This is a genomic window from Mesorhizobium sp. RCAM 05104 (assembly GCF_059683645.1).
The window spans coordinates 1,055,299-1,076,758 of the sequence record NZ_CM185033.1 but is presented as its reverse complement, the minus strand read 5'-3'; the positions used below and the strand labels follow the sequence as shown (position 1 = coordinate 1,076,758).

Here is a 21,460-nt window from a genome sequence, read left to right as displayed (position 1 = left end):
ATGATGCTTGTATTTTGATGGCGTTCAGGTTAAGGACCGCGCCTGTTTTCCATCAAATCCATCGCATGAAAGGGGCAATCCATGGCCCGCGTAACCGTTGAAGATTGCATCGACAAGGTCGATAACCGCTTCGAGCTGGTGCTCCTTGCCGGCCACCGCGCGCGTCAGATCAGCCAGGGCGCGCCGATCACCGTGCCGCGTGACAACGACAAGAACCCGGTCGTCGCGCTGCGCGAGATCGCCGACGAGACGTTGTCGCCCGACGACCTCAAGGAAGATCTGATCCATTCACTGCAGAAGCATGTCGAGGTCGACGAGCCCGAAGCTGATGGCGAGGCGATCGCTGACCAGACCGGCGGCGCTGTCGCGGCCACCAATGCCGACGACGCCGAGGAGAATGTCACGTTCGACCGGATGACCGAGGAAGATCTGCTGGCCGGCATCGAGGGCCTGGTTCCCCCGGAAAAGAGCGACGATTACTAAGAGCGAACCACTGTTGCCAAGGTCGCTGGATTAATCGTCCGGCCCTTCCGTATCGGCAGTTTCGTGGCTATCTATGACATGCGCCGTACAGCAGTGCGGCGCATGATTCATTTCACCGCTGTGAGATCCCGCCCATGATGCGTCAGTATGAGCTTGTCGAGCGCGTCCAGCGCTACAAGCCTGACGTCAACGAGGCGTTGCTCAACAAGGCCTATGTCTATGCCATGCAGAAGCATGGCCACCAGAAGCGCGCTTCCGGCGATCCCTATTTCTCGCATCCGCTCGAAGTCGCCGCCATCCTCACCGAAATGCACATGGACGAGGCGACGATCGCGGTCGCCCTGTTGCACGACACCATCGAGGACACCACGGCGACGCGGGCCGAGATCGACGAGCTGTTCGGGCCGGAAATGGGCAAGCTGGTCGAGGGTCTGACCAAGCTGAAGAAGCTCGACCTCGTGTCGAAGAAGGCCGAGCAGGCGGAAAACCTGCGCAAGCTTCTGCTCGCGATCTCCGAAGACGTCCGTGTCCTTCTGGTCAAGCTCGCCGACCGCCTGCACAACATGCGCACCCTGGACCATATGCCGGAGGCCAAGCGCCTGCGCATCGCCGAGGAGACCATGGACATCTATGCGCCGCTGGCCGGGCGCATGGGCATGCAAGGCATGCGCGAGGAGCTGGAGGAGATAGCCTTCCGCTATATCAACCCGGAGGCCTATCGCGCCGTCACCGCACGGCTCGCCGAGATCTTCGAGCGCAACAAGGATGTGCTGACCGAAATCGAGAAGGCGCTGTCCGGCCTCTTCGAGAAACATGCGATCAAAGCCAGCGTGAAGAGCCGGCAGAAGAAGCCGTGGTCGGTGTTCCGCAAGATGGAAGCCAAGGCGCTTTCCTTCGAGCAGCTCTCCGACATCTTCGGCTTCCGCGTCGTCGTCGACACGCTCGAGGACTGCTACCGGGCGCTTGGCGCCATCCACACCACATGGTCGATGGTGCCAGGCCGCTTCAAGGACTACATCTCGACGCCGAAGCAGAACGACTACCGCTCGATCCATACCACCATCGTCGGCCCGTCGCGCCAGCGCGTCGAGCTGCAGATCCGCACCCGCGAGATGAACAAGATCGCCGAATATGGCGTCGCCGCGCATTCGATCTACAAGGACACTGGCGGCAAGACCAACGGAGCCGCGCATGCGATCTCGAAGGAGACCAACGCCTATGCCTGGCTGCGGCGCACCATCGAGCAGCTTGCCGAAGGCGACAATCCGGAGGATTTCCTCGAAAACACCAAGCTGGAACTGTTCCAGGACCAGGTGTTCTGCTTCACGCCGAAGGGCATGCTGATTGCCTTGCCGCGTGGTGCGACGCCAATCGATTTTGCCTATGCGGTGCACACCGATGTCGGCGACACCTGCGTCGGCGCCAAGGTCAACGGCCGCATCATGCCTCTGATGACGGAACTGAAGAACGGCGACGAGGTCGAGATCATCCGCTCCAAGGCGCAGGTGCCGCCGGCTGCGTGGGAATCGGTCGTCGTCACCGGCAAGGCGCGCTCGGCCATCCGCCGCGCCACCAAGAACGCCATCCGCAAGCAGTATTCGGGCCTCGGCATCCGCATCCTGGAACGCGCCTTCGAGCGTGCTGGCAAGACCTTTACCAAGGAAAGCCTCAAGCAGGTGCTGCACCGGCTGGCGCGCAAGGACATCGAGGACGTGCTGGCCTCGGTCGGCCGTGGCGAGCTTGCCTCCACCGATGTCATGAAGGCGGTATTCCCCGACTACAAGGACGAGCGCGTCACCACGGCCGCGCCCAAGCAGCGCGAGGAGGGCTGGTCGAAGATCCGCAACGCCGCCGGCATGCTGTTCCAGATCCCGGGCCGCGCCGCGCGCAAGGACAAGGATCAGCCGAAGGACGGCGCCGTGCCGATCCGCGGCGTGCGCGGTGACCTGCCGGTGCGTTTCGCGCCGGAAGGGGCCGTGCCTGGCGACCGCATCGTCGGCATCGTTCAGCCGGGCACCGGCATCACCATCTATCCGATACAGTCGCCGGCGCTGCAGGCCTTCGACGACCAGCCGGAACGCTGGATCGATGTGCGCTGGGACATTGACGAGCGCACCAAGGAGCGCTTTCCGGCGCGCGTATCGGTTACCGCCATCAATGCGCCGGGTTCGCTCGCCGATATCGCCCAGGTCGTTGCGTCGAACGACGCCAATATCCATACGCTGTCGATGGTGCGCACCGCGCCCGATTTCACCGAAATGCTGATCGATCTCGAAGTCTGGGATCTGAAGCACCTCAACCGGCTGCTGTCGCAGCTCAAGGACAATTCGAGCGTCAGCGATGCAAGGCGTGTGAATGGCTGACACGGCTGATCTATGTGGGGACAGGCGCAGATGAATACCGATGAAGTGCTGGGCATTTTCCGCGAGGCGGGTGCTGTTCTGGAAGGGCATTTCATTTTGACCTCGGGCCTGAGAAGCCCGGTCTTCCTGCAGAAGGCGCGGGTGTTCATGCATGCCGACAAGACCGAGCGGTTGTGCAAGGCGCTGGCCGAAAAGATCCGTGCGGCGGTGCCAGGCAAGATCGATTATGTCGTCGGTCCGGCGATCGGCGGGCTGATCCCGGCTTACGAAACCTCGCGCCATCTCGGCGTGCCGGCGATCTGGGTCGAACGGGAAGGGGGCGAGTTCCGCCTGCGCCGTTTCGAGATCGCCGCCGGTGCGCGTGTCGTCATCGTCGAGGATATCGTCACCACCGGCCTGTCGATCCGCGAAACCATCGAGTGCCTGCGCGAACTGGGCGCCGAAGTGGTTGCCGCCGCCTGCATCATCGACCGTTCGGCCGGCAAGACCCATGTCGGTGTGCCGCTGATCGCGCTCGCCGAATATGAGGTTCCGGCCTATCCGGCCGACCGGTTGCCGCCGGAGCTTGCCGCCATACCGGCAATCAAGCCCGGCAGCCGCAACATCTGACGAGGAGGCCGAAATGATCGCAGGCATCGATCATTTCGTGTTGACGGTCGCTTCGCTGGAAGTGACTTGCGCCTTTTATCAACGCGTGCTGGGTTTTGAACGCATCGATACGCCGGGCCGGCCGACAGCGCTGGCCTTCGGCAATCAGAAGATCAATGTGCATGAGGTCGGCCGCACCTTCGAGCCGAAGGCGAAGTCGCCGACGCCCGGATCCGGTGATTTCTGCCTGATCACTGACCGGCCGCTGGATGAGGTCTGTGCCCGTCTCGCGGCCAACGTTGTGGCGGTCGAACTCGGTCCGGTCGAACGTCTTGGTGCGCGAGGGCTGATGATGTCGATTTATTTCCGTGACCCGGACGGCAATCTGGTCGAGGTCAGCGAATACCGATCGTAAGATCCGAAGCATTGGCTGCGACAATAAATCCAGGCAGCTTCTCAAATTCGCCGCGATTGTCCGGCGTTGGAGGGGCGGACCTTACCAAAAATTATGGCCACGTGGCTGCTGTGCTGTCGGCCTTCAGTTGTTGTTGGGGTTGCGTATGGCTATATCAAGGTTGCGATTGCCATTGGGCGATCGTCAAGCGCAAGATGTGGCTGTCGCGCGCCCGGCTGAAGTTGCCGGTGCGGGAGCCGTGGAACGGGAACAGAGTGCTTTTTCGACGTCGCAAGCCTGATGGTCTTTTCGAGCGGGTGCGTACCTATCTGTGGCCGCGCCGCTCTTTTTCGCGCTCGCTTCAGTATTTCTCCAAGCGCATCTTGCGGCTGAAGGCCACTCCGCATGCGGTGGCGGCCGGTGTCGCCGCCGGCGTCTTCGCTTCGTTCTTTCCTGTCGGTTTCCACTTTGCCATCGCCGCCGTTGTGTGCTGGGTGATCGCCGGCAACCTGGTGGCAGCGGCACTCGGCGCGGTGTTCTTCGGCAATCCGCTGACCTTCCCGTTGCTATGGGGCGCTTCCTGGGAGACCGGCAAACTCATCCTGCACGATCGCCTGCCGGTGCACGGCCCGCCGGCGCATCTGGGCGAGATGCTGCACAAGCTTTCCTTCGCGCAACTGTGGAAGCCCGTGCTTGAGCCGATGCTGATTGGCGCGGTACCGCTCGGGCTGGTCTTCGGGCTCCTATTCTATGGCATCACGCGCTGGGGTATGAACGCTTTCCGCGAGCAGCGGCGCAAGCGCCTAGCCGAGCGGTCCGCCCGGCATGCGCAATCGTCTCGTCCCGCCGAAAGCATCGGTACCACGGCACGATGATCATCGGCATCGGCAGCGACCTGATCGATATCAGACGCATCGAGAAGTCGCTGGAGCGGCACGGCCAGCGCTTCATCCAGAGAATCTACACTGAGGTCGAGCAGGCACGTTCGGAGGGGAGACGCGCCCGCGCTGCCTCTTACGCCAAGCGCTTCGCCGCCAAGGAGGCCTGTGCCAAGGCTCTCGGCACCGGTCTCGCGCAGGGCGTGTTCTGGCGCGACATGGGTGTCATCAACCTGCCCAGCGGCGCGCCGACCATGGCGCTGACCGGCGGGGCCTTGGCGCGCTTGGACAAAATCCTGCCAAGCGGCCATCGGGTGGCAATCCACCTTACCATCACGGATGATTTTCCGCTTGCTCAAGCCTTTGTGATCATTGAGGCGTTGCCCGTCGAAGAAGCGCCACATTGATTGCATCTGACGACCGGCATTGACGTTGCCCAGCGCGCGCCGAGACTCTATACCATCCAACGCACAATCGAGGACGACATGAGCGTGGCTGAAAAATCCGAGAAGAAATCCGGCGGGCTTGGCGAAACCGTCAGCGTCATCGTCCAGGCGCTTTTGCTCGCCCTGGTCATCCGCACGCTGCTGTTCCAACCGTTTTCGATACCGTCGGGATCAATGCGGCCGACGCTTCTGGAAGGCGACTATCTGTTCGTCACCAAGTGGTCCTACGGCTATTCGCGTTATTCGCTGCCTTTCGGCCCCGACATTTTCTCGGGCCGCATCTGGGGCTCCGAGCCGAAGCGCGGCGACGTGGTGGTGTTCAAATTCCCACCGGACCCTTCCGTTGATTACATCAAGCGCGTGATCGGCTTGCCCGGCGACAAGATCCAGATGAAGGACGGCCAGCTGTTCATCAATGGAGTCGGCGTGCCGCGCGTGAAGGCCGGCCAGATCGACAATCCCGACATCACCGAGACGGATCGTCCCATTGACGTCTATCGCGAGACGCTGCCGAACGGTGTCAGCTACGACACGCTTGATTTGTCACCGGATTCGATCGGCGACAATACCCGCGAATTCGACGTGCCGCCCGGCCATTATTTCATGATGGGCGACAACCGGGACAACTCCAGTGATAGCCGGTTCACGGTCGGCTACGTTCCGGCGGAGAATCTGGTTGGCCGCGCCAATCTGATTTTCTTCTCGATCGCCGGCAAGGCAAGCCCGCTTGAAATCTGGAAATGGCCGTCCTTGATGCGCGCTTCGCGCCTGTTCCATTTTGTAAATTAGGGATGGTAGCGGCAAAACGGCTTACCGCCGACGCGCTCGCCGAAGCGCTTGTGGAACGCACGGGCCACGCCTTTGCCGACCGCCAGCGCCTGCAGCGTGCGTTGACCCACGCCAGTGCGCGCGGCGCAAATGCCGGCACCGATTATGAGCGCTTCGAGTTTCTTGGCGACCGGGTTCTCGGCCTGGTGGTCGCCGACATGCTGCTGGCCGCATTTCCTGATGCTGCGGAAGGTGAACTGTCGCTGCGGCTCAATGCGCTGGTCAACGCCGAGGCGCTCGCGGAAATCGCCGAGGATATCGGCCTGCCGGACCTGATCCGCGCCGGATCGGACATGCGCGGGCTCGAGGGCCGCAAGCGTGTCAATTTGCGCGCCGACGCGTTGGAATCGCTGATCGCGGTGCTTTATCTCGATGGCGGGCTGGAGGCGGCGCGCGCTTTCATCCATAAATACTGGCAACCGCGCTCGCAGGCTTCAGGCGCCGCACGTCGCGATGCCAAGACCGAATTGCAGGAATGGGCGCACCAGGCGGCAAGTGCTGTCCCGGCCTACAGCATCGACAGCCGAGAGGGGCCGGACCACGATCCGCTCTTCACGGTCAGCGTCAGGGTTGGAGCATTTCAGCCAGCGAGCGGTAGTGGTCGTTCAAAGCGCGAGGCCGAGCAGGCCGCCGCGGCGGCAATGCTAGTTCGCGAAGGCGTCTGGAACAACGTATCGGGCGCGCGGCGCGTTAATGAAGGGAGTGCGGCATGACCGCCACCGAAGAGACCTCTGCGGCACCAGAAGCCGCCGCCACGCACTCCGGCTTCGTCGCGCTCATCGGCGCGCCCAATGCGGGCAAATCGACCCTGGTCAACCAGCTCGTCGGCGCCAAGGTGTCGATCGTTACCCACAAGGTGCAGACGACGCGTGCCATCGTGCGCGGCATCGCCACGCATGACAATGCGCAGATCGTCTTTGTCGACACGCCTGGCATCTTCAAGCCCAAGCGGCGGCTTGATACGGCGATGGTGACCACCGCCTGGGGCGGCGCCAAGGATGCCGATATCGTGTTGCTGCTGATCGACGCCGAGCGCGGCATCAGGGGCGACGCCGACGCCATCCTTGAAAGGCTGAAGGACGTTCGCCAGCCGATGGTGCTGATCCTCAACAAGGTTGATCGGGTCAAGCACGAAGCGCTGTTGGCGCTGACGGCCGCCGCCAATGAACGGGTGCCGTTCAAGCGTACCTTCATGGTCTCCGCGCTGACCGGTTCCGGTTGCAAGGACCTGCTCGACTATCTCGCCGAAGCACTGCCTGCCGGCCCCTGGTATTATCCGGAAGACCAGATCTCGGACCTGCCGATGCGCCAGCTGGCTGCCGAGATCACCCGCGAAAAGCTCTATCTGCGGCTGCATCAGGAACTGCCCTATTCCTCGCATATCGAGACCGAGAAATGGGAAGAGAAGAAGGACGGCTCGGTGCGCATCGACCAGACCATCTACGTCGAGCGCGACAGCCAGAAGAAGATCGTCCTCGGCCACAAGGGTGAGACCATCCGCGCCATTGGCCAGGCAGCGCGCATGGAGATAGCAGGCATCCTCGAACAGAAGGTGCACCTGTTCCTGTTCGTGAAGGTGCGCGAGAACTGGGGCGACGACCCCGAGCGCTACCGCGAGATGGGGCTCGAGTTCCCGCATTAGCCGACCACGTCCACGGGGCGTGAGGCGCCTGAATGGCGGGACTACCGCCGCGGTCCAAGCGCCAGCAACACGCCATTGGCAAGATGTTCCGCATCGGCGGCGTTTTCGAACGGAACGATCGTTCTCGCATAGTCGAGCGGGGAGAAATTGGAGCCGTCGGTGTTGATCAGCGCGACCTAGTGGCTTGCCGCTTCCATGTTGCCGAGTTGCGCATAGCAGGCGGCAAGCCGCGTTCGGATCCACGGCGTCGGCAGCGTCGCCAGTTCCAGCGCCTCGGCGGCCGGCCGGTACTCACCCAGCATGTAGAGCGCCAGCGATCTGTCGTACTGGTACCCGCTCCCTGAAAGCCATGCCGGCATTGGCCTATGTCAGGGGGCTGGGTCAAGGGCTTGCAAATTTGCACGGACGACAAGAAAGGGGGCGGCGCCCGGATTCGGACACCGCGCTCCTTGCGAGCAGCTTAGGCAGCGTCGGCGATTGCAAGGTGCGTCTTTGGCCGGCGGACGAAGCTCTCGGCGCCATAACAGGCGACGATGGCAACCGCGATGATCGCCCAGATCGCAACACCGATCCATTGCTGTTGCAGATAGTCGCTGCCGGTGAACACCTTGCCGAGAAAACGCACGCTGTTCTGGTGCGTGACGTGCATGATAAAGGCGAGAAGCACGCTGCCGGTGTTCTGGTAAAGCCAGGTGAACACCACGCCCGCCAGCACGACGTTGATCGTGCTGTAAAGGCTCAGGTCGCCGACCAGGCCGAGCGGAAAGTGCCAGATCGCCCAGATCACGCCGAGGATCAGGCTGCCGGCCAGTGCCGAATGGCTGGCAAGCAGGCGTGGCGTTGCAAAGCCGCGCCATCCCGGCTCTTCGCCGAACGGGCCGCTGAAGACTGCGTAGAGCGCGATGACCGGCAGCATCTCGGAGAAGGCAGGGATATTGCTCCAGGCCGGTGTTGCCGCGCCAAACAACGGATTGATCAGGATTGAAGCCAGTTGCGTTCCGAATGGCAGGCCGAACGCCACCAGATACCACACCGGATGAACTCGCCATTTCACCATCGAGGCAAGGATGGCCTTGACCGAGCTCCAGCCGCCGGTCAGGGCCGCAACGACGAAGCCGGCAACCATTGGTCCAAAGGTAAACCAGGGAATGCTGTCGCCGTTCGACAGCAAGAACGGGATGAAGGCCAGCCAGGTCAGGCCAAGCGCAAGCGAAAAGAAGGCGGTCAAATGGTGCCTTCGCACCAGGCTCAGGACGGAAGTCATATCAGATCCTCTCGGTGGGCAGATGGGTCAAGAGAGGTCGCCGGGCTGCCCGATCGGTCGACATGCATCTGGAGCGGTCGCCGCCGAGTTGTTCGGCAGGCCGTGTCGACCACGCCGGTCAACCCGCGCTTATTGGCGCCTGCGTGGCCAAAAAATCCCGAGCAGTTCCTGAAAAATTTCCGATATTTCTGAAGGAGTGGCCGATCTTCCTTGGCGCGGTGCCCGACGGTTGGGCTGTCGCAATCAAGTACGCGGGCAGCGCTCCAGGCGGGTTTCGAGTGCCTCGACCAAAAGCCGAAGGGCTTGGCAGGCGCTGCCGGCCTTTCGCCACAACGCCGGAGTGCGGTCTGGCGCGCCGTGTCGTCTGATGACGAGCTGGAACGAAATTATCAGGTATTTCTTACGGAAAAAGGCGGATATTCCCCATTTTCAGCTCACAATTGGAATTATAACACCAGTGAGATATACTTAGCCGAGAAACTATCTGAATATATATTGAAAATATGACGTTGTTCCAATTGTGCCATTCGACATTATCGCGAGTGTTATTTGTGCAACACGCGATTAATCTGTTTAGAGAATCGTGGTTATTTCTAAAACCGTCATTGAAGGCGGACGATCGATGGGTATGTTCGCCGCTGAAAAGGGCGAGCGGTGCGAGCCTTTTTCGTTGTGGGGATGAGGCGGGAAAACACTGCCGCCAGCCACAAATCCGAAGCCAATTTAAAACTATGACTGGAGAGGTCAGAAAATGAACATCAAGAGCCTCCTTCTCGGCTCAGCCGCGGCACTGATCGCGGTGTCCGGCGCGCGCGCCGCCGACGCTGTCGTCGTCGCCGAACCGGAGCCGGCCGAATACGTCAAGATCTGCGACGTCTACGGCGCCGGCTACTTCTACATCCCAGGCACCGAGACCTGCCTGCGCATCGGCGGCTACATTCGCTACGACGCCAGCATTGGCGACGGCAATCGCGTGTTGGACGGCACCAAGGCCACAGACTCAATGGATGGCGGCACCAACGACACCTGGAACAAGAACGCGCGCTTCACGCTGAAGACATGGACTGGCCAGGAAACCGAACTCGGCACCTTGAAGACCTACACCGAGACGCGCTTCAACTTCGGTAGCGTAACCACGGCCAAGGACGCCAATGGCTTCGCGATTGACAGCGAGGCCGGCAACAAGACCGCGGATCTGCATTTCGCCTGGATCCAGCTTGGCGGGCTGCGCGTCGGTAAGGACGAAACGGCCTATGACTCCTTCATCGGCTATGCCGGTAATGTCGTCCAGGATACGATCATTCCTTACGGCACCAAGGACACCAACCTGATCAGCTACTACTTCGATGCCGGCAACGGCTTCTCGGCGGTGGCCTCGCTTGAAGAAGGTTCGGGCTCCGAGACCATCGACAGCTACGTTCCGCATGTCGTGGGCGGTGTGAAGTACAAGGGCGACTGGGGTGCGATCACCGCCGTCGGTGCCTACAACAGCAATTGGGAAGAATGGGCCGGCAAGGTCCGTCTTGATGTCAAGGCGACCTCGGACCTGACGCTCTTCATCATGGGCGGCTACGGCACCGACGATAACAAGGCGACCAATTTCTACAAGCCGTGGACTGGCAACTTCGCCGTTTGGGGCGGCGGTACCTACACCGTCAACAAGAAGGTCCAGCTCAACGCCCAGGTCTCCTACACTGACTTCCAGGACTTCGCGGTTGCCGCGAACGTCGCCTACACCATCGTCCCCGGCTACACGATCACGGCCGAAGTCGATTACTTCAAGAATTTCGACGACAAGTTCGAAGATGGCGTCGGCGGCATCGTTCGCTTCCAGCGCTCGTTCTAACTAATCGACTGACCTTACCAGATCGCCCGCAGCACATCGCTGCGGGCGGCTTTTTGTGTGCTGATGTGAGGTGCCGGCCCGCCACGCACAAACCCATACCTTGATTTCGCCATCCAACCGGTGAAATGCTCCAGGCATGGAATGGCGCGACGAGGGAATCATTCTCGGCACCCGCAAGCATGGCGAAACCAGCGCCATCCTCGAGGTGATGACGCGTGCGCATGGCCGCCATCTCGGCCTTGTCCGAGGCGGCCGCTCGCGCAAGCAGCAGCCCGTTCTCCAGCCAGGCAATCGCGTCGAACTGTTGTGGCGGGCGCGGCTTGACGAACATCTTGGCACCTTCCAGGCCGAGGCGATCGAGATGAACGCCGCCCGGCTGATGGACAGCGCCGTTGCCGTCTACGGGTTGCAGACCATGGCCCAGCATCTGCGCCTGTTGCCCGAGCGTGACGCCCATGGCGGCCTTTATGAGGCGCTCACCGTGATGATCGGCCATCTCGACGATGCCGACGCCGCCGGCGAACTGGTGGCGCGCTTCGAGCTTCTGATCCTCGATGAACTCGGCTTCGGCCTCGATCTCAGCCAGTGTGCCGCCACCGGCACGCGGCAGGACCTTGCCTATGTCTCGCCGAAATCGGGCCGTGCGGTATCGCGCGAAGCCGGCGCGCCATGGCGTGACAAGATGCTGGCGCTGCCGGCCTTCCTGCAGCGCGGCTCTGGCCTGCGGGCGGACCCGGCGGCGGTGGAAGATGCCTTCCGGCTGACCGGCTTCTTCTTCACGCGCCACGTCTATGAGCCACGCGGCATCGAGCCGCCCGACGCCCGCTCCGGCTTCCTCGCTGCTCTGCGCAAGCACCATGCGCGCGGCAGGGCCTTGGCCGAAGAGAACGCGGCCAGAGAAATCATCACATGAGCGAAGTAGAATTTTATCCGGGCCGGGTCTCGCCGCTCGGCCTCGGCACCATTCCGCACGCCGATATCCTGAAATACACCGGCCTGGAACTGCTGCAGCGCATCATCGACGGCAAGTATCCGGCGCCACCGATCTCCTTCCAGCTCAGCTTCGCGTTGACCGAAGTGTCGGAAGGCCGCGCCGTGTTCCGCGGCGTGCCGAACGAGCGCCATCTCAACCCGCTGGGCGGTGTGCATGGCGGCTGGGCGGCGACCCTGCTCGATTCGTCACTGGCCTGCGCCGTGCAGACTCTGCTCGGCAAGGGCGAAGCCTATACGACGGCGGAGTTCAAGGTGAACCTGACGCGGCCGATCACGCCCAGGACCGGCGAGGTGGTCTGCGAAGGCAAGGTCGTCCACAAGGGCCGCACGCTGGCGGTGTCGGAAGCGACATTGAAGAACGCCAGCGGCAAGCTGCTGGCTTTCGGCACCGAAACATGTTCGATCTTTCCGGCGGCCAATCTGGCGGCACGGTGAGTTTTCTGGCCGTCTGGCCGCCGCATTTGAATGTCAACGTCAGTGAAAACTGGCCTGGTTTGGGGGAACCGCCATGTTTGAAAGCCTGATCGGCCTTGTCGCCATCATCGCGTTGTTCGTCATCATTTCGCGCCAGCAGAGCCGCATTGGCCTGATCGAGCGCGAGCTTGGCGCGTTGCGCAGCCTGGTCCTTTCCGGCGCGGTGCCGCCCGTAGCCAAGCCGTCTGAACAATCAGCGATCGACAACAGGCCTGCCGACGCTGCCGCGGCCGTTGCGGCAGCGTCCGAAATCGCCTCGCCAGCGGTGAGCGAGCCGGTTACCGCGCAGGCGCCGGCTCTGGAAGCGGAAGCTCCATTAGGCGAGGCCGTGCCCGGGCCGTGGACCGCAGGCGAGCCGAAAGCAGCCGAACCTGCCGAGCCCGCCGCGGCGGCGAAGGCGCCCGGCAAACCGGACATCGAAACCGCGCTTGGCACCCGCTGGGCGGTCTGGGTCGGCGGCATAGCGCTGGCGCTGGGCGGCCTGTTCCTGATCCGCTACACGATCGAAGCCGGCATTTTCGGTCCCGGCGTGCGGCTTGCCATGGCCGCGGTTCTCGGGCTGGTGCTGGTCGCCGGCGGCGAGTTCATTCGCCGCACCGGCTTCCAGGTGCCGGTGCAAGGTGCCGCCGGCGCCTATATTCCGGCGATCCTGACGGCGGCTGGCGCTTTCATCCTGTTCGGCACCGTCTATGCCGCGCACGGCATTTACGGCTTCATCGGCCCGGCGCTTGCCTTCACCCTGCTTGGCGCCATCGGCGTGGCGACGATCGCGGCGGCCCTTGTCCATGGCCAGGCGCTGGCCGGCATCGGCCTCATCGGTGCCATGGTGACACCAATGCTCGTCGCCTCGCAGGCGCCTAATCCCTGGGCGCTGTTCGGCTATCTCTCGATCGTGCTTGTTGCAACCGGCGTCATCGCCCGCATGCGCGACTGGAAATTGTTGATGGCGGCGGCCTTTGTCGGCACCGGTATATGGACCATCCTCTACATGACGGATGCGCCGGGAGCGAACCTCTCCGCCATCCTGTTCATCGATGCCGTCACGCTGGCCGTGCTCGCTCTTGTCTGGCTCGGCCGCCGTGACGACGAAACCGGACCAACCAGGGCCTTCGACTGGCCGTCCATCGCGCCTGGCCTGTTCGTCGCATTCTCGGCGCTGGGCCTGTCGGTCGACCCGGCCTTCGCCGCCGCCGGCGATGCCTTGCCGGGCGCCGTGATCCTCGCCGCAATGGTGGCTGTCGCGCTCTATCGCCCATTGGCGCTGCCGCTGCTTTACGCGGCCGGACTGGTGACGGTGCTGATCTATCTCGGCATCATCCCACCGACGTCCGTGGCATCGGATTTTTCCAGCGGCGCTCTGGGTGTCGACGGCCAGCCGGTGGTGGTGTCCGATGCCTCGACGTTGCGCATCGGCATTGCGCTTGGCCTGACTTTCATCGGCGCCGGCTTCTGGGCCGCGCGCCGCTTCGCTGCCTCGGCACAGATCCGCGCCGCCTCATGGGGGGCGTGGGGCGTCATCGTGCCTCTGGTCATTCTGCTCGCGCTCTGGCTCACCTTCGGCAATCTCGACCGTGATCTTGTCTACGGAGCGGTCTCGGCACTGCTCGTCGTGATTTTTGCCGCCGGCGCCGAGTGGATCGCGCGCGGTGAAGAGCCGCCGCTCAAGGGCGGCGCGGCGGTGTCGTTTGCCTTGGGCGGTGCTGCGATAGCCGGCCTCTTGATGCTGCACATGGCTTTCGATTCCGGCTGGACCACCATCCTGCTGGGTGCTTCGGCTATCGTGCCGGCCTTGGCCACGCGCTGGCGCTCCTATCCGGCGTTCGGCTGGATTTCGGTCGGTGCGGTGATCGCGGTGCTTGGCCGCGTCGCCTTCGACCCGACCATCGTCGGCGCTGAATTCCTCTCCAGGACACCTGTCTTCAACTGGCTGCTGCCGGGCTACGGCATACCGGCGCTCGCCTTCGGCTTCGCCGCCTGGCAACTCGCCCGCACCACCAATGGCCGGCCGCGCCTCGCCATGGAAGCGGCGGCGGCACTGTTTGCGCTGCTCACGCTCGCCATGCTGGTACGCCATGCCATGCATGGCGGCGTCATCGACACGGGTGCGATGACGCTCGCCGAGCAGGCGATCTATACGCTGATCGCCATCGGCGCCGGCGCCATCCTGGTCGCCATCGACAGGCGCTCGCCAAGCTCGGTGCTGCGCTATGGTTCGATGGCCGCCGGCGTGGTTTCGGTCGCCTTCATCGTCATCCGGCATTTCGTGGTGCTGAATCCGCTGTTCACCGACGAATCGACAGGCCGGATCCCGGTGTTCAACCTGTTGTTCCTCGCCTATCTCCTGCCGGCGGTCGCCGCCGGGGGCTGGCGCTCTACGCCAGGGACAAGCGGCCGAAATGGTATGCGCAGATGCTGGCCGTGGTGGCGACCGTGCTTGCCCTGGCCTATGCCACGCTGTCGGTCAGGCGGCTGTTCAAGGGCGAGTTCATCGGCCTGTGGAGCGGCCTCGGCCAGTTGGAGACCTACACCTATTCGGCGCTTTGGCTGATTATCGGCGTGGCGCTGCTCACCGCCGGCGTCTGGTTGAAGTCGCAGGTGCTGCGCATCGCCTCGGCGGCGCTCATCTCGATCGCCGTGCTGAAAGTGTTCATCTTCGACATGTCGGAATTGGAAGGCGTGCTGAGGGCGCTGTCCTTCATTGGCCTCGGCGCGGTGCTGATCGGCATTGGCCTGTTTTATCAGCGGCTGCTGACGCGGGCGGCGAAGGAAAGCGGATAAAGGCAAGCAAGAGCAATAAAATTTCAGTCCAGCCGGGAATAAATCGGCCAATGGGCTCGTTATCTGATTGCCTGGGTGACCGGAGCGGCGGACCGCTTCGCGCTGGCCGCTTGCGCCGCGCCGGGAAGGCGCGTTCAATTGGGCTCAACAAAGGCGACCTCAGAACCAGCGGTCATGGACGAAAAGAAGGCAGCGATCCTTGGCGAAATACCGCGTCTGCGCCGCTATGCGCGCTCGCTTTTGCGCGACCGCGATTCTGCCGACGACCTCGTCCAGGATTGCCTCGAACGGGCGCTTGTGCGGCTCGACAACTGGCAGACAGGAGAAAGCCCCAGGAGGTGGCTGTTTACGATCATGCATCATTTGTTCATCGACCAGATGCGAAAGGTGAACCGTCGCGGCGAAGCGGCGATGCTGCCGCTGGAGGCTGGCGAGGCAGTTGCCCAGCCGGCCGAGCAGATGGAGAGCATCGCCTCGCGCGAGATCATCGACGCATTGCAGGCGATCAGCCCCGACCGCCGCGCGGCTCTCGTCATGGTCGCCATCGAAGGTTTTTCCTATGCCGAAGCCGCCAACATTCTCGGCGTGCCCGCGGGCACGCTGATGTCGCGCATTGCGCGCGGGCGTGAGGAACTGCGCGGGCTGCTGGACGACACAGCACGCCGCCGCGCAATAAGGATCGTCGAGAAATGATCCGTCGCGATTTTTCCGAACGTGACATCCACATGGCGCTCGACGGCGAGCTGCCAGCCGATGAGCGCACCGCTTACGATGCCTGGCTCGACGCCAATCCCGAAATGAAGGCCAGGAGCACGCGCTTCACCGCCGACCGGGCGGCATTGCAGGCCGCCTTCGCCGGCGTGCTGGACGAGACCGTCCCAGTGCGGTTGCGCAAGGTCGTGCTTGGCGAGACGCCGGTCAAGGCTGCGGCTTCGCGCTCGCGCTGGTGGCTTTCTGCCGCTGCGGCGGTGCTTCTGGTCGCCGGTGGGCTCAGTGGCTATCTTGCCGGCATCGACGGCATCGGACAGGAGGACCCGGCGGAGGATCGGCTCGCCGAACAGGCAATTGCCGCCCATGTCATCTATGCCGCCGAAAAGCGCCATGCGGTGGAAGTGCCGGCCAGCGACAAGGATCATCTGCAGACCTGGCTGTCCAACCGAGTTGGGTTGAAGCTGGTGGCGCCGGATTTGACCGCGAACGGTTTTCAACTGGTCGGCGGCCGGTTGCTGCCGGCCGGCGAGAGCAAGGCCGCGATGCTGCTCTACGAGGACGACAAAGGCGAGCGCATATCGCTCTTCGTCACCACGGAATCGACCGAGAATGCCAAGGGCACCTACATGGCGGCGCAGGACGGCCCGCAGGCCGTCTACTGGCTGGACAAGGGCTATGGCTGCGCCGTCGTCGGCTCGCTGCCGCGCGAGCAATTGGCGGTCGTGGCCAAGAGCGCCTATGGCCAGCTTTTGGCGGGTCTCGCGAGCTGAGTCGGCAGCGACTTCCGCAGCCGGCGGCCTTTCAAAACGGCAATCCCGTTCAAAGTCCGCGCGCTTCCTTACCGCCACGGAACCTGTCACAATTCGGCCCTAATCAAGGTGCGATAGCGCTTGATCAATACCGGCGCTTCGGCCGGTGTTTACGACGTCTTTGGCCGGGGCCGTTTCGGCAACGAAATCGGGGTTTTCTTAAGCCGCATGCCTGCCGAGATCCGCACGGCCCGCGCGTCTGACGTCGATGATCTCGCCGCCATCGAGAAAGCTGTTTTCTCGAGCGATCGCATTTCCCGCCGCTCCTTCCGCCTGTTCATCGAGCGCGAGACCGCCGAGACGCTGGTCGCCGAAGTCGATGGCCGCGTTGCCGGCTATGCGATCGTGCTGTTCCGCAAGGGCAGCGGTGTGGCACGGCTCTATTCCATCGCCACCGGCCCTTTCTTCGGCGGGCTCGGTGTCGGCCGCCAGTTGCTCGGGGCCGCGGAAGACGCAGCCTTCGAACATGACCGCATGATGTTGCGTCTGGAGGTGCGCGAGGACAACAGCCGTGCCATCCGCATCTACGAGCAGGGCGGCTATCGCAAGATCGGCCGTGAACCCGGCTACTACGAGGACGGCCAGACCGCGCTTCGCTATGAAAAGACCCTGCGCGGCGATGTTCCGATCGCCACCAGGGTGCCGTTCTACCAGCAAACCTGCGAATTCACCTGCGGCCCATGCTGCCTGATGATGGCCATGGCCAATTTCGACCCCGACTTCGTGCCGGATCCGGTCATGGAAATCCGCCTGTGGCGCGAGGCAACGACCGTGTTCATGATGTCGGGACCTGGGGGTTGCGAGCCGTTCGGCCTGGCTGTCTCGGGTTATGAAAGCGGGCTCGCGGCGGAGATCTACGTTTCGTTCTACGGCGCGCTGTTCCTGCAATCGGTGCGCAGCGAGGACAAGCGCCGGGTGATGGAACTGGCCCAGGTCGACTTTCGCCGTCGCGCGGAACAATACGGCATCCCGGTGAATTACCGTCCGTTCACCATCGACGACATTCGTGATGCGATCGCTGGGGGAAAACTGGTGCTGGTGCTGATCAGCGGCTTCCTTATGTTCGGCAAGAAGGTGCCGCACTGGGTGCTGGCCATCGGCGACGACGGCGACCATATCTTGATCCACGATCCCTGGGTCGAGGACGAAAGGCAAGAAACCATCCTTGATGCCGCCAACATTCCGGTGCCCTACGGCATCTTCATGAACATGGCGCAGTTCGGCCGCGACGGGCTGCGTGCAGCCATAACTCTGGGGAAGCGCGACAGACAATGACCTGGGTCATCCTTACCGGCCGGCAAAGCGATCTCGACCAGGTGGCAACGCCGCACAAGATCATCACCAACCGTGACTATCTCGCGCATCCGTCGCTGTTTCGCGGTCAGCGGCCGAAGGTCATCAACCTGTCGAACAACTACGCCTACCAGAGCCGCGGCTACTATGCCTCGCTGCTGGCGGGCTCGCGCGGCCACAAGGTCATCCCCACCGTCGAGACGATGATCGACCTGTCGGAGCGCAAGCTCTACGAGCACGCGCTGCCGGAACTGGAACTGGCGCTCAACAAGTGCCGCAAGGATCTCGGCGGCGCCTTTCCGGCAAAGGTCTGCATCTTCTTCGGTATCGGCCCGTCCAAGGTCTGGGACCGTTTCGCCAAGCTGTTGTTCGACTGGTTCCGGGCGCCGGCGCTCGAAGTCCACATCAAGGACAGCGCTGAATGGGCCTCGATCCGCAAGATCGGCTTCCATCCTCTGGCGCGGATGACCGAAGACGAGGAAAAAAGCTTCATCCAGTGCCTGGAGACCTACACCAACCGTGAGTGGCGCGACACCAAGGGCCGCACGCCGGCGCGCTACACCTTCGCCACGCTGGTCGATCCGCATGAGGAATTGCCGCCGTCGGAGATCTCGTCGCTGCGCTATTGGGCCAAGATCGCCGAAAAGATGGGCGTCGAAATCGAGCCGATCACCAAGAAGGACCTGGCCAAGCTCGCCAATTACGACGCGCTGTTCATCCGCGAGACCACCTCGATCTCCAACCACACCTATCGCTTCGCCCGCCGCGCCCAGCAGGAAGGCATGCCGGTCATCGACGACCCGCTGTCGATGATCCGCTGCACCAACAAGGTCTATCTCAACGAGTTGATGGCCTACAACAAGGTGCCGGTGCCGCCGACAGTGATGATTGCCGGTACGTCGGATCTCGAGGTGGCGGCGCAGACGCTGGGCTTTCCACTGGTGCTGAAGATCCCGGATTCGTCGTTCTCTCGTGGCGTCAAGAAATGCGCCAACTTCGAGGAGCTGAAGACGCTCGCCACCGAGTGGCTGGAGGATTCCGATCTTCTGATCGCGCAGAAATTCATTCCGACCGAATATGATTGGCGCGTCGGGGTGCTCGGCGGCCAGCCGCTGTTTGCCGTCCACTATCTGATGGCCAAGAAGCACTGGCAGATCGTCAACCACAAGGCCAACGGCAAGCCCGACCAGGGCGGCATCAAGACCTTCACGCTGAAGGAAACGCCGGCCCATGTCGTCGAGACGGCGGTGAAGGCGGCGCGCTGCATTGGCGATGGCCTGTACGGCGTCGACCTTAAGGAGACCAAGGACGGTGTCTTCGTCATCGAGGTCAACGACAATCCGAACCTCGATCATGGCTGGGAGGATTCCGGCGAGAAGGACGAGGTCTGGGTGCGGCTGACGCAGTGGTTCCTGGAGCGGCTGGACCGGCCGGGGCGATAATAGTTTCAACCGAGAGGGAACCATGCAGTTCATCGTGATCGAGGATTTCACCGGCTGCGACCGCAAGGATATCTATCGCCGCTTTCGCGACCGGGGCCGCCTGAAGCCGGATGAGCTTGTCGTGCACCACAGCTGGATCGCGGCGGATATGAGCCGCTGCTTCATGCTGGTGGAGGCCGATGACGTCACGCTACTGCAGCGCTGGGTCATCGAATGGGCGGATCTGGTGGAATTCGAGATTGTTCCCGTGGCGACGAGCAAGGACATGGCGGAGGCATTGAGCGGGCACCTCTGACCATTGTCGCCAGTCGGGTCAACGCAGCGCTGGCGAGCCCACTGCGCGCCTGCATTCGTTGATCAGCCAGGCACGGAACGCCGCAACGACGTCGCGCCTCGCGCTCCGCTCCGGGATCGTCAGGCAATAAGGCTGGCGCAGCTCCAGCGCGCGGGCGAGGGGCCGGACCAGCCTGCCGTCCTCCACCGCTTCGGCACAATAGACGCCTTGCGCCAATGCTACGCCCAACCCCGAAATGGCAAGGTCGAGTGCTGCCCGCGATGAGTTGGCCGAGAGGCCACGCTGCGCTGCCCGGCCCGGCTCGATGCCGGCCGCCTCGAACCAGTTGCGCCAGGACGGAAAGGATGCACCGGTCGGTCCCCAATCGGTATGGATGAGCGGCAGGCCGCCGAGGCTGTCGGGTTCGGTAGCGTGGGTGAGCCTGGGCGCGCAGACGGGATAGACGGCGTCACGAACAATGTCCTCGGTCGGGTGTTCGCGATAATGTGGACCGTAGGAGAGCCTGATGTCGATCAGCTCACGGTCGAACGATACCGGATCGTCATCACCTCTGAGCGATATGTCGACGGCGCCGTGGCTCGTGACAAAGCCGGTGAGACGCCGGGAAAGCCAGCCCATGGCCATCGATGGCGGTACCGAGACCACCAGGCGCGGGCGGAATGCGTCGCCGCCCAGTTCGCGTGAGACGCCGCCAATCTCCTGGAAGGCCATGGTCAGCCTGGGCAGCATCTCGACGCCGGCCCCGGTGAGGACGACACGGCGGTTGACGCGGTGGAACAGCTTGCGGCCGATCTGCTCCTCCACCGTGCGGATGAGTTGGCTGACGGCCGCGGCCGAGACCGAAAGCTCTTCCGCCGCCGCGGCAAAACTGCCCGTGCGTGCCGCGGCCTCGAAGGCCTGAAGTCCTTTCAGGGATGGAAGTGCGACCATGATTGCCAGATAGATAAGCTCAGCTTATCCAAATCGCAGAAATCGTCGTTTTTGGAAAGTTTTTTCATCGGCTACGGTGGGCTTCGTCAAATCCAAGCCGGGATCGAGGCCGATGGACCATCGCGACATTATTGCATCCATGACGCCCGAAGAGCGCAATCGCCTGACCGCCAAGTCCGACGTTGCGGGTCTCGTCCAACTCGGCGCTCATTGGGGGGCGATCGTGATCATTGGATCGCTGATTGCCGCGAAGGTGCCGTTCTGGCCGTTGCTGATGCTGCCGCAAGGCATCCTGATCGTGTTCCTGTTCACGCCGCTGCACGAGACGGTTCATCGCACGGCTTTTGAGACGCAGTGGCTGAATGATGCCGTGGCGCGGGTGTGTAGCCTGGCGATCGCGCTGCCAGCGGACTGGTTCCGCTACTTCCATTTCGCTCACCATCGATACACGCAGGACCCACGGAACGACCCGGAACTGGCCTTCCCCAAACCGGAAACCCTGCGGCAATATCTGATCCACATATCAGGCATCCCGTTATGGTGGGGGCACCTGAAGACGCTTTATGCCAATGCGATAGATCGAGCCCGGCAAAGCTACGTTCCGCCAAAAGGCCACGCCAAGGTGCGGGTCGAGGCGCGCGCCATGATTGCCTTCTATGCGGTCGTCATTTTCCTCGCGGTGTATTTCCGGCTCACCGTGCTTCTCTATGTCTGGATCGTGCCGGCCTTGCTCGGGCAGCCGTTTCTGCGGCTCTATCTGCTCGCCGAGCACGGCCGTTGTCCGTTCGTCGCCAACATGCTGGAGAACACACGGACCACGCTGACGAACTGGTTTGTGCGCAAGCTGGCGTGGAACATGCCTTTCCATGCCGAGCACCATGCCTATCCCGGCGTGCCGTTTCATCAACTGCCGGCGTTTCATGCGCTGATAGAACGGCATCTGAAGGTCGTCGAACCGGGCTATGTGAGCTTCCACGGCAAGTATATCGAGACACTGCGCTGA

21 protein-coding genes and 1 pseudogene are annotated in these 21,460 nt (G+C 62.8%); 19 read left to right on the top strand and 3 right to left on the bottom strand.

What is annotated here, in order from left to right:
• Positions 1-81: 81 nt before the first annotated feature.
• From rpoZ to era, 9 genes are all read left to right on the top strand, one after another.
• On the top strand, positions 82-483 hold the full coding sequence (gene rpoZ, locus AC56QP_RS05730; RefSeq protein ID WP_091577099.1) for a DNA-directed RNA polymerase subunit omega: 402 nt from the start codon (positions 82-84) through the stop codon (positions 481-483).
• A gap of 134 nt (positions 484-617) precedes the next feature.
• Positions 618-2,846: a RelA/SpoT family protein gene (locus tag AC56QP_RS05725; protein WP_489860566.1), complete on the top strand. Its 2,229-nt coding sequence runs from the start codon at positions 618-620 to the stop codon at positions 2,844-2,846.
• Positions 2,847-2,876: 30 nt separating this feature from the next.
• Complete coding sequence (gene pyrE / locus AC56QP_RS05720; RefSeq protein ID WP_489860567.1) at positions 2,877-3,455, top strand: orotate phosphoribosyltransferase; 579 nt, start codon at positions 2,877-2,879, stop codon at positions 3,453-3,455.
• 13 nt (positions 3,456-3,468) lie between these two features.
• A complete protein-coding gene (locus AC56QP_RS05715; protein ID WP_489860568.1) occupies positions 3,469-3,849 on the top strand; it encodes a VOC family protein in 381 nt (126 codons plus the stop codon).
• A gap of 254 nt (positions 3,850-4,103) precedes the next feature.
• Positions 4,104-4,703, top strand: coding sequence for a DUF2062 domain-containing protein (locus AC56QP_RS05710; RefSeq protein ID WP_489860569.1), 600 nt, complete (start codon positions 4,104-4,106; stop codon positions 4,701-4,703).
• The gene (acpS, locus tag AC56QP_RS05705) at positions 4,700-5,113 is read left to right on the top strand and encodes a holo-ACP synthase (protein ID WP_489860570.1); all 414 of its coding nucleotides are present in this window, start codon (positions 4,700-4,702) and stop codon (positions 5,111-5,113) included. The genes AC56QP_RS05710 and acpS overlap by 4 nt, the downstream gene beginning before the upstream one ends.
• A 78-nt stretch (positions 5,114-5,191) precedes the next feature.
• Complete coding sequence (gene lepB, locus AC56QP_RS05700; protein ID WP_269903848.1) at positions 5,192-5,941, top strand: signal peptidase I; 750 nt, start codon at positions 5,192-5,194, stop codon at positions 5,939-5,941.
• Positions 5,942-5,943: 2 nt separating this feature from the next.
• Complete coding sequence (rnc, locus tag AC56QP_RS05695; protein WP_489860571.1) at positions 5,944-6,693, top strand: ribonuclease III; 750 nt, start codon at positions 5,944-5,946, stop codon at positions 6,691-6,693.
• Complete coding sequence (gene era / locus AC56QP_RS05690; protein ID WP_489860572.1) at positions 6,690-7,622, top strand: GTPase Era; 933 nt, start codon at positions 6,690-6,692, stop codon at positions 7,620-7,622. Before rnc ends, era begins: the two co-directional genes overlap by 4 nt.
• A gap of 176 nt (positions 7,623-7,798) precedes the next feature.
• Here era and AC56QP_RS05685 read toward each other — a convergent pair whose 3' ends face one another.
• A complete protein-coding gene (locus AC56QP_RS05685; protein WP_489860573.1) occupies positions 7,799-7,981 on the bottom strand; it encodes a hypothetical protein in 183 nt (60 codons plus the stop codon).
• 101 nt (positions 7,982-8,082) lie between these two features.
• The gene (locus tag AC56QP_RS05680) at positions 8,083-8,886 is read right to left on the bottom strand and encodes a CPBP family intramembrane glutamic endopeptidase (RefSeq protein WP_489860574.1); all 804 of its coding nucleotides are present in this window, start codon (positions 8,884-8,886) and stop codon (positions 8,083-8,085) included.
• A 751-nt stretch (positions 8,887-9,637) separates the two neighbouring features.
• Between AC56QP_RS05680 and AC56QP_RS05675 the strand changes: the two genes are divergently transcribed.
• The 9 genes and pseudogenes from AC56QP_RS05675 to AC56QP_RS05635 all read left to right on the top strand — a co-directional run bounded on the left by AC56QP_RS05675 (position 9,638) and on the right by AC56QP_RS05635 (position 19,527).
• On the top strand, positions 9,638-10,732 hold the full coding sequence (locus AC56QP_RS05675; RefSeq protein WP_489860575.1) for a porin: 1,095 nt from the start codon (positions 9,638-9,640) through the stop codon (positions 10,730-10,732).
• Positions 10,733-10,868: 136 nt separating this feature from the next.
• Positions 10,869-11,645: a DNA repair protein RecO gene (recO, locus tag AC56QP_RS05670; RefSeq protein WP_489860576.1), complete on the top strand. Its 777-nt coding sequence runs from the start codon at positions 10,869-10,871 to the stop codon at positions 11,643-11,645.
• Positions 11,642-12,160 carry a PaaI family thioesterase gene (locus AC56QP_RS05665; protein WP_489860577.1) on the top strand — a complete coding sequence of 173 codons (519 nt, stop codon included), beginning with the start codon at positions 11,642-11,644 and terminating at the stop codon, positions 12,158-12,160. The genes recO and AC56QP_RS05665 overlap by 4 nt, the downstream gene beginning before the upstream one ends.
• A 73-nt stretch (positions 12,161-12,233) precedes the next feature.
• Positions 12,234-14,977, top strand: a pseudogene (locus AC56QP_RS05660) (DUF2339 domain-containing protein).
• A gap of 174 nt (positions 14,978-15,151) precedes the next feature.
• Positions 15,152-15,670: an RNA polymerase sigma factor gene (locus AC56QP_RS05655; RefSeq protein WP_091577120.1), complete on the top strand. Its 519-nt coding sequence runs from the start codon at positions 15,152-15,154 to the stop codon at positions 15,668-15,670.
• Positions 15,667-16,458, top strand: a complete 792-nt coding sequence (locus AC56QP_RS05650; RefSeq protein WP_489860579.1) for an anti-sigma factor family protein — start codon at positions 15,667-15,669, stop codon at positions 16,456-16,458. Before AC56QP_RS05655 ends, AC56QP_RS05650 begins: the two co-directional genes overlap by 4 nt.
• Before the next feature lie 207 nt (positions 16,459-16,665).
• Positions 16,666-17,772: a peptidase C39 family protein gene (locus AC56QP_RS05645; protein WP_489863676.1), complete on the top strand. Its 1,107-nt coding sequence runs from the start codon at positions 16,666-16,668 to the stop codon at positions 17,770-17,772.
• On the top strand, positions 17,769-19,232 hold the full coding sequence (locus AC56QP_RS05640) for a RimK family ATP-grasp domain-containing protein (protein ID WP_256749593.1): 1,464 nt from the start codon (positions 17,769-17,771) through the stop codon (positions 19,230-19,232). The genes AC56QP_RS05645 and AC56QP_RS05640 overlap by 4 nt, the downstream gene beginning before the upstream one ends.
• 22 nt (positions 19,233-19,254) lie before the next feature.
• A complete protein-coding gene (locus tag AC56QP_RS05635) occupies positions 19,255-19,527 on the top strand; it encodes a DUF3303 domain-containing protein (RefSeq protein ID WP_489860580.1) in 273 nt (90 codons plus the stop codon).
• Positions 19,528-19,545: 18 nt separating this feature from the next.
• Here the strand turns inward: AC56QP_RS05635 and AC56QP_RS05630 are convergent, their stop codons facing one another.
• A complete protein-coding gene (locus AC56QP_RS05630; protein WP_489860581.1) occupies positions 19,546-20,457 on the bottom strand; it encodes a LysR substrate-binding domain-containing protein in 912 nt (303 codons plus the stop codon).
• Between the two features lie 112 nt (positions 20,458-20,569).
• Here AC56QP_RS05630 and AC56QP_RS05625 point away from each other — a divergent pair, with 112 nt between their 5' ends.
• Entirely contained in the window at positions 20,570-21,460 is an 891-nt protein-coding gene (locus tag AC56QP_RS05625; RefSeq protein ID WP_497100639.1) for a fatty acid desaturase family protein, read from the top strand.

Coding starts and splice junctions, on each gene's coding strand:
- era (WP_489860572.1), top strand. CDS start 6,690: ATGACCGCCACCGAAGAGACCTCTGCGGCACCAGAAGCCGCCGCCACG.
- AC56QP_RS05725 (WP_489860566.1), top strand. CDS start 618: ATGATGCGTCAGTATGAGCTTGTCGAGCGCGTCCAGCGCTACAAGCCT.
- pyrE (WP_489860567.1), top strand. CDS start 2,877: ATGAATACCGATGAAGTGCTGGGCATTTTCCGCGAGGCGGGTGCTGTT.
- lepB (WP_269903848.1), top strand. CDS start 5,192: ATGAGCGTGGCTGAAAAATCCGAGAAGAAATCCGGCGGGCTTGGCGAA.
- AC56QP_RS05645 (WP_489863676.1), top strand. CDS start 16,666: ATGCCTGCCGAGATCCGCACGGCCCGCGCGTCTGACGTCGATGATCTC.
- AC56QP_RS05685 (WP_489860573.1), bottom strand. CDS start 7,981: ATGCCGGCATGGCTTTCAGGGAGCGGGTACCAGTACGACAGATCGCTG.
- AC56QP_RS05635 (WP_489860580.1), top strand. CDS start 19,255: ATGCAGTTCATCGTGATCGAGGATTTCACCGGCTGCGACCGCAAGGAT.
- AC56QP_RS05665 (WP_489860577.1), top strand. CDS start 11,642: ATGAGCGAAGTAGAATTTTATCCGGGCCGGGTCTCGCCGCTCGGCCTC.
- AC56QP_RS05640 (WP_256749593.1), top strand. CDS start 17,769: ATGACCTGGGTCATCCTTACCGGCCGGCAAAGCGATCTCGACCAGGTG.
- AC56QP_RS05625 (WP_497100639.1), top strand. CDS start 20,570: ATGGACCATCGCGACATTATTGCATCCATGACGCCCGAAGAGCGCAAT.
- rnc (WP_489860571.1), top strand. CDS start 5,944: ATGGTAGCGGCAAAACGGCTTACCGCCGACGCGCTCGCCGAAGCGCTT.
- acpS (WP_489860570.1), top strand. CDS start 4,700: ATGATCATCGGCATCGGCAGCGACCTGATCGATATCAGACGCATCGAG.
- recO (WP_489860576.1), top strand. CDS start 10,869: ATGGAATGGCGCGACGAGGGAATCATTCTCGGCACCCGCAAGCATGGC.
- AC56QP_RS05715 (WP_489860568.1), top strand. CDS start 3,469: ATGATCGCAGGCATCGATCATTTCGTGTTGACGGTCGCTTCGCTGGAA.
- rpoZ (WP_091577099.1), top strand. CDS start 82: ATGGCCCGCGTAACCGTTGAAGATTGCATCGACAAGGTCGATAACCGC.
- AC56QP_RS05680 (WP_489860574.1), bottom strand. CDS start 8,886: ATGACTTCCGTCCTGAGCCTGGTGCGAAGGCACCATTTGACCGCCTTC.
- AC56QP_RS05655 (WP_091577120.1), top strand. CDS start 15,152: ATGGACGAAAAGAAGGCAGCGATCCTTGGCGAAATACCGCGTCTGCGC.
- AC56QP_RS05650 (WP_489860579.1), top strand. CDS start 15,667: ATGATCCGTCGCGATTTTTCCGAACGTGACATCCACATGGCGCTCGAC.
- AC56QP_RS05675 (WP_489860575.1), top strand. CDS start 9,638: ATGAACATCAAGAGCCTCCTTCTCGGCTCAGCCGCGGCACTGATCGCG.
- AC56QP_RS05630 (WP_489860581.1), bottom strand. CDS start 20,457: ATGGTCGCACTTCCATCCCTGAAAGGACTTCAGGCCTTCGAGGCCGCG.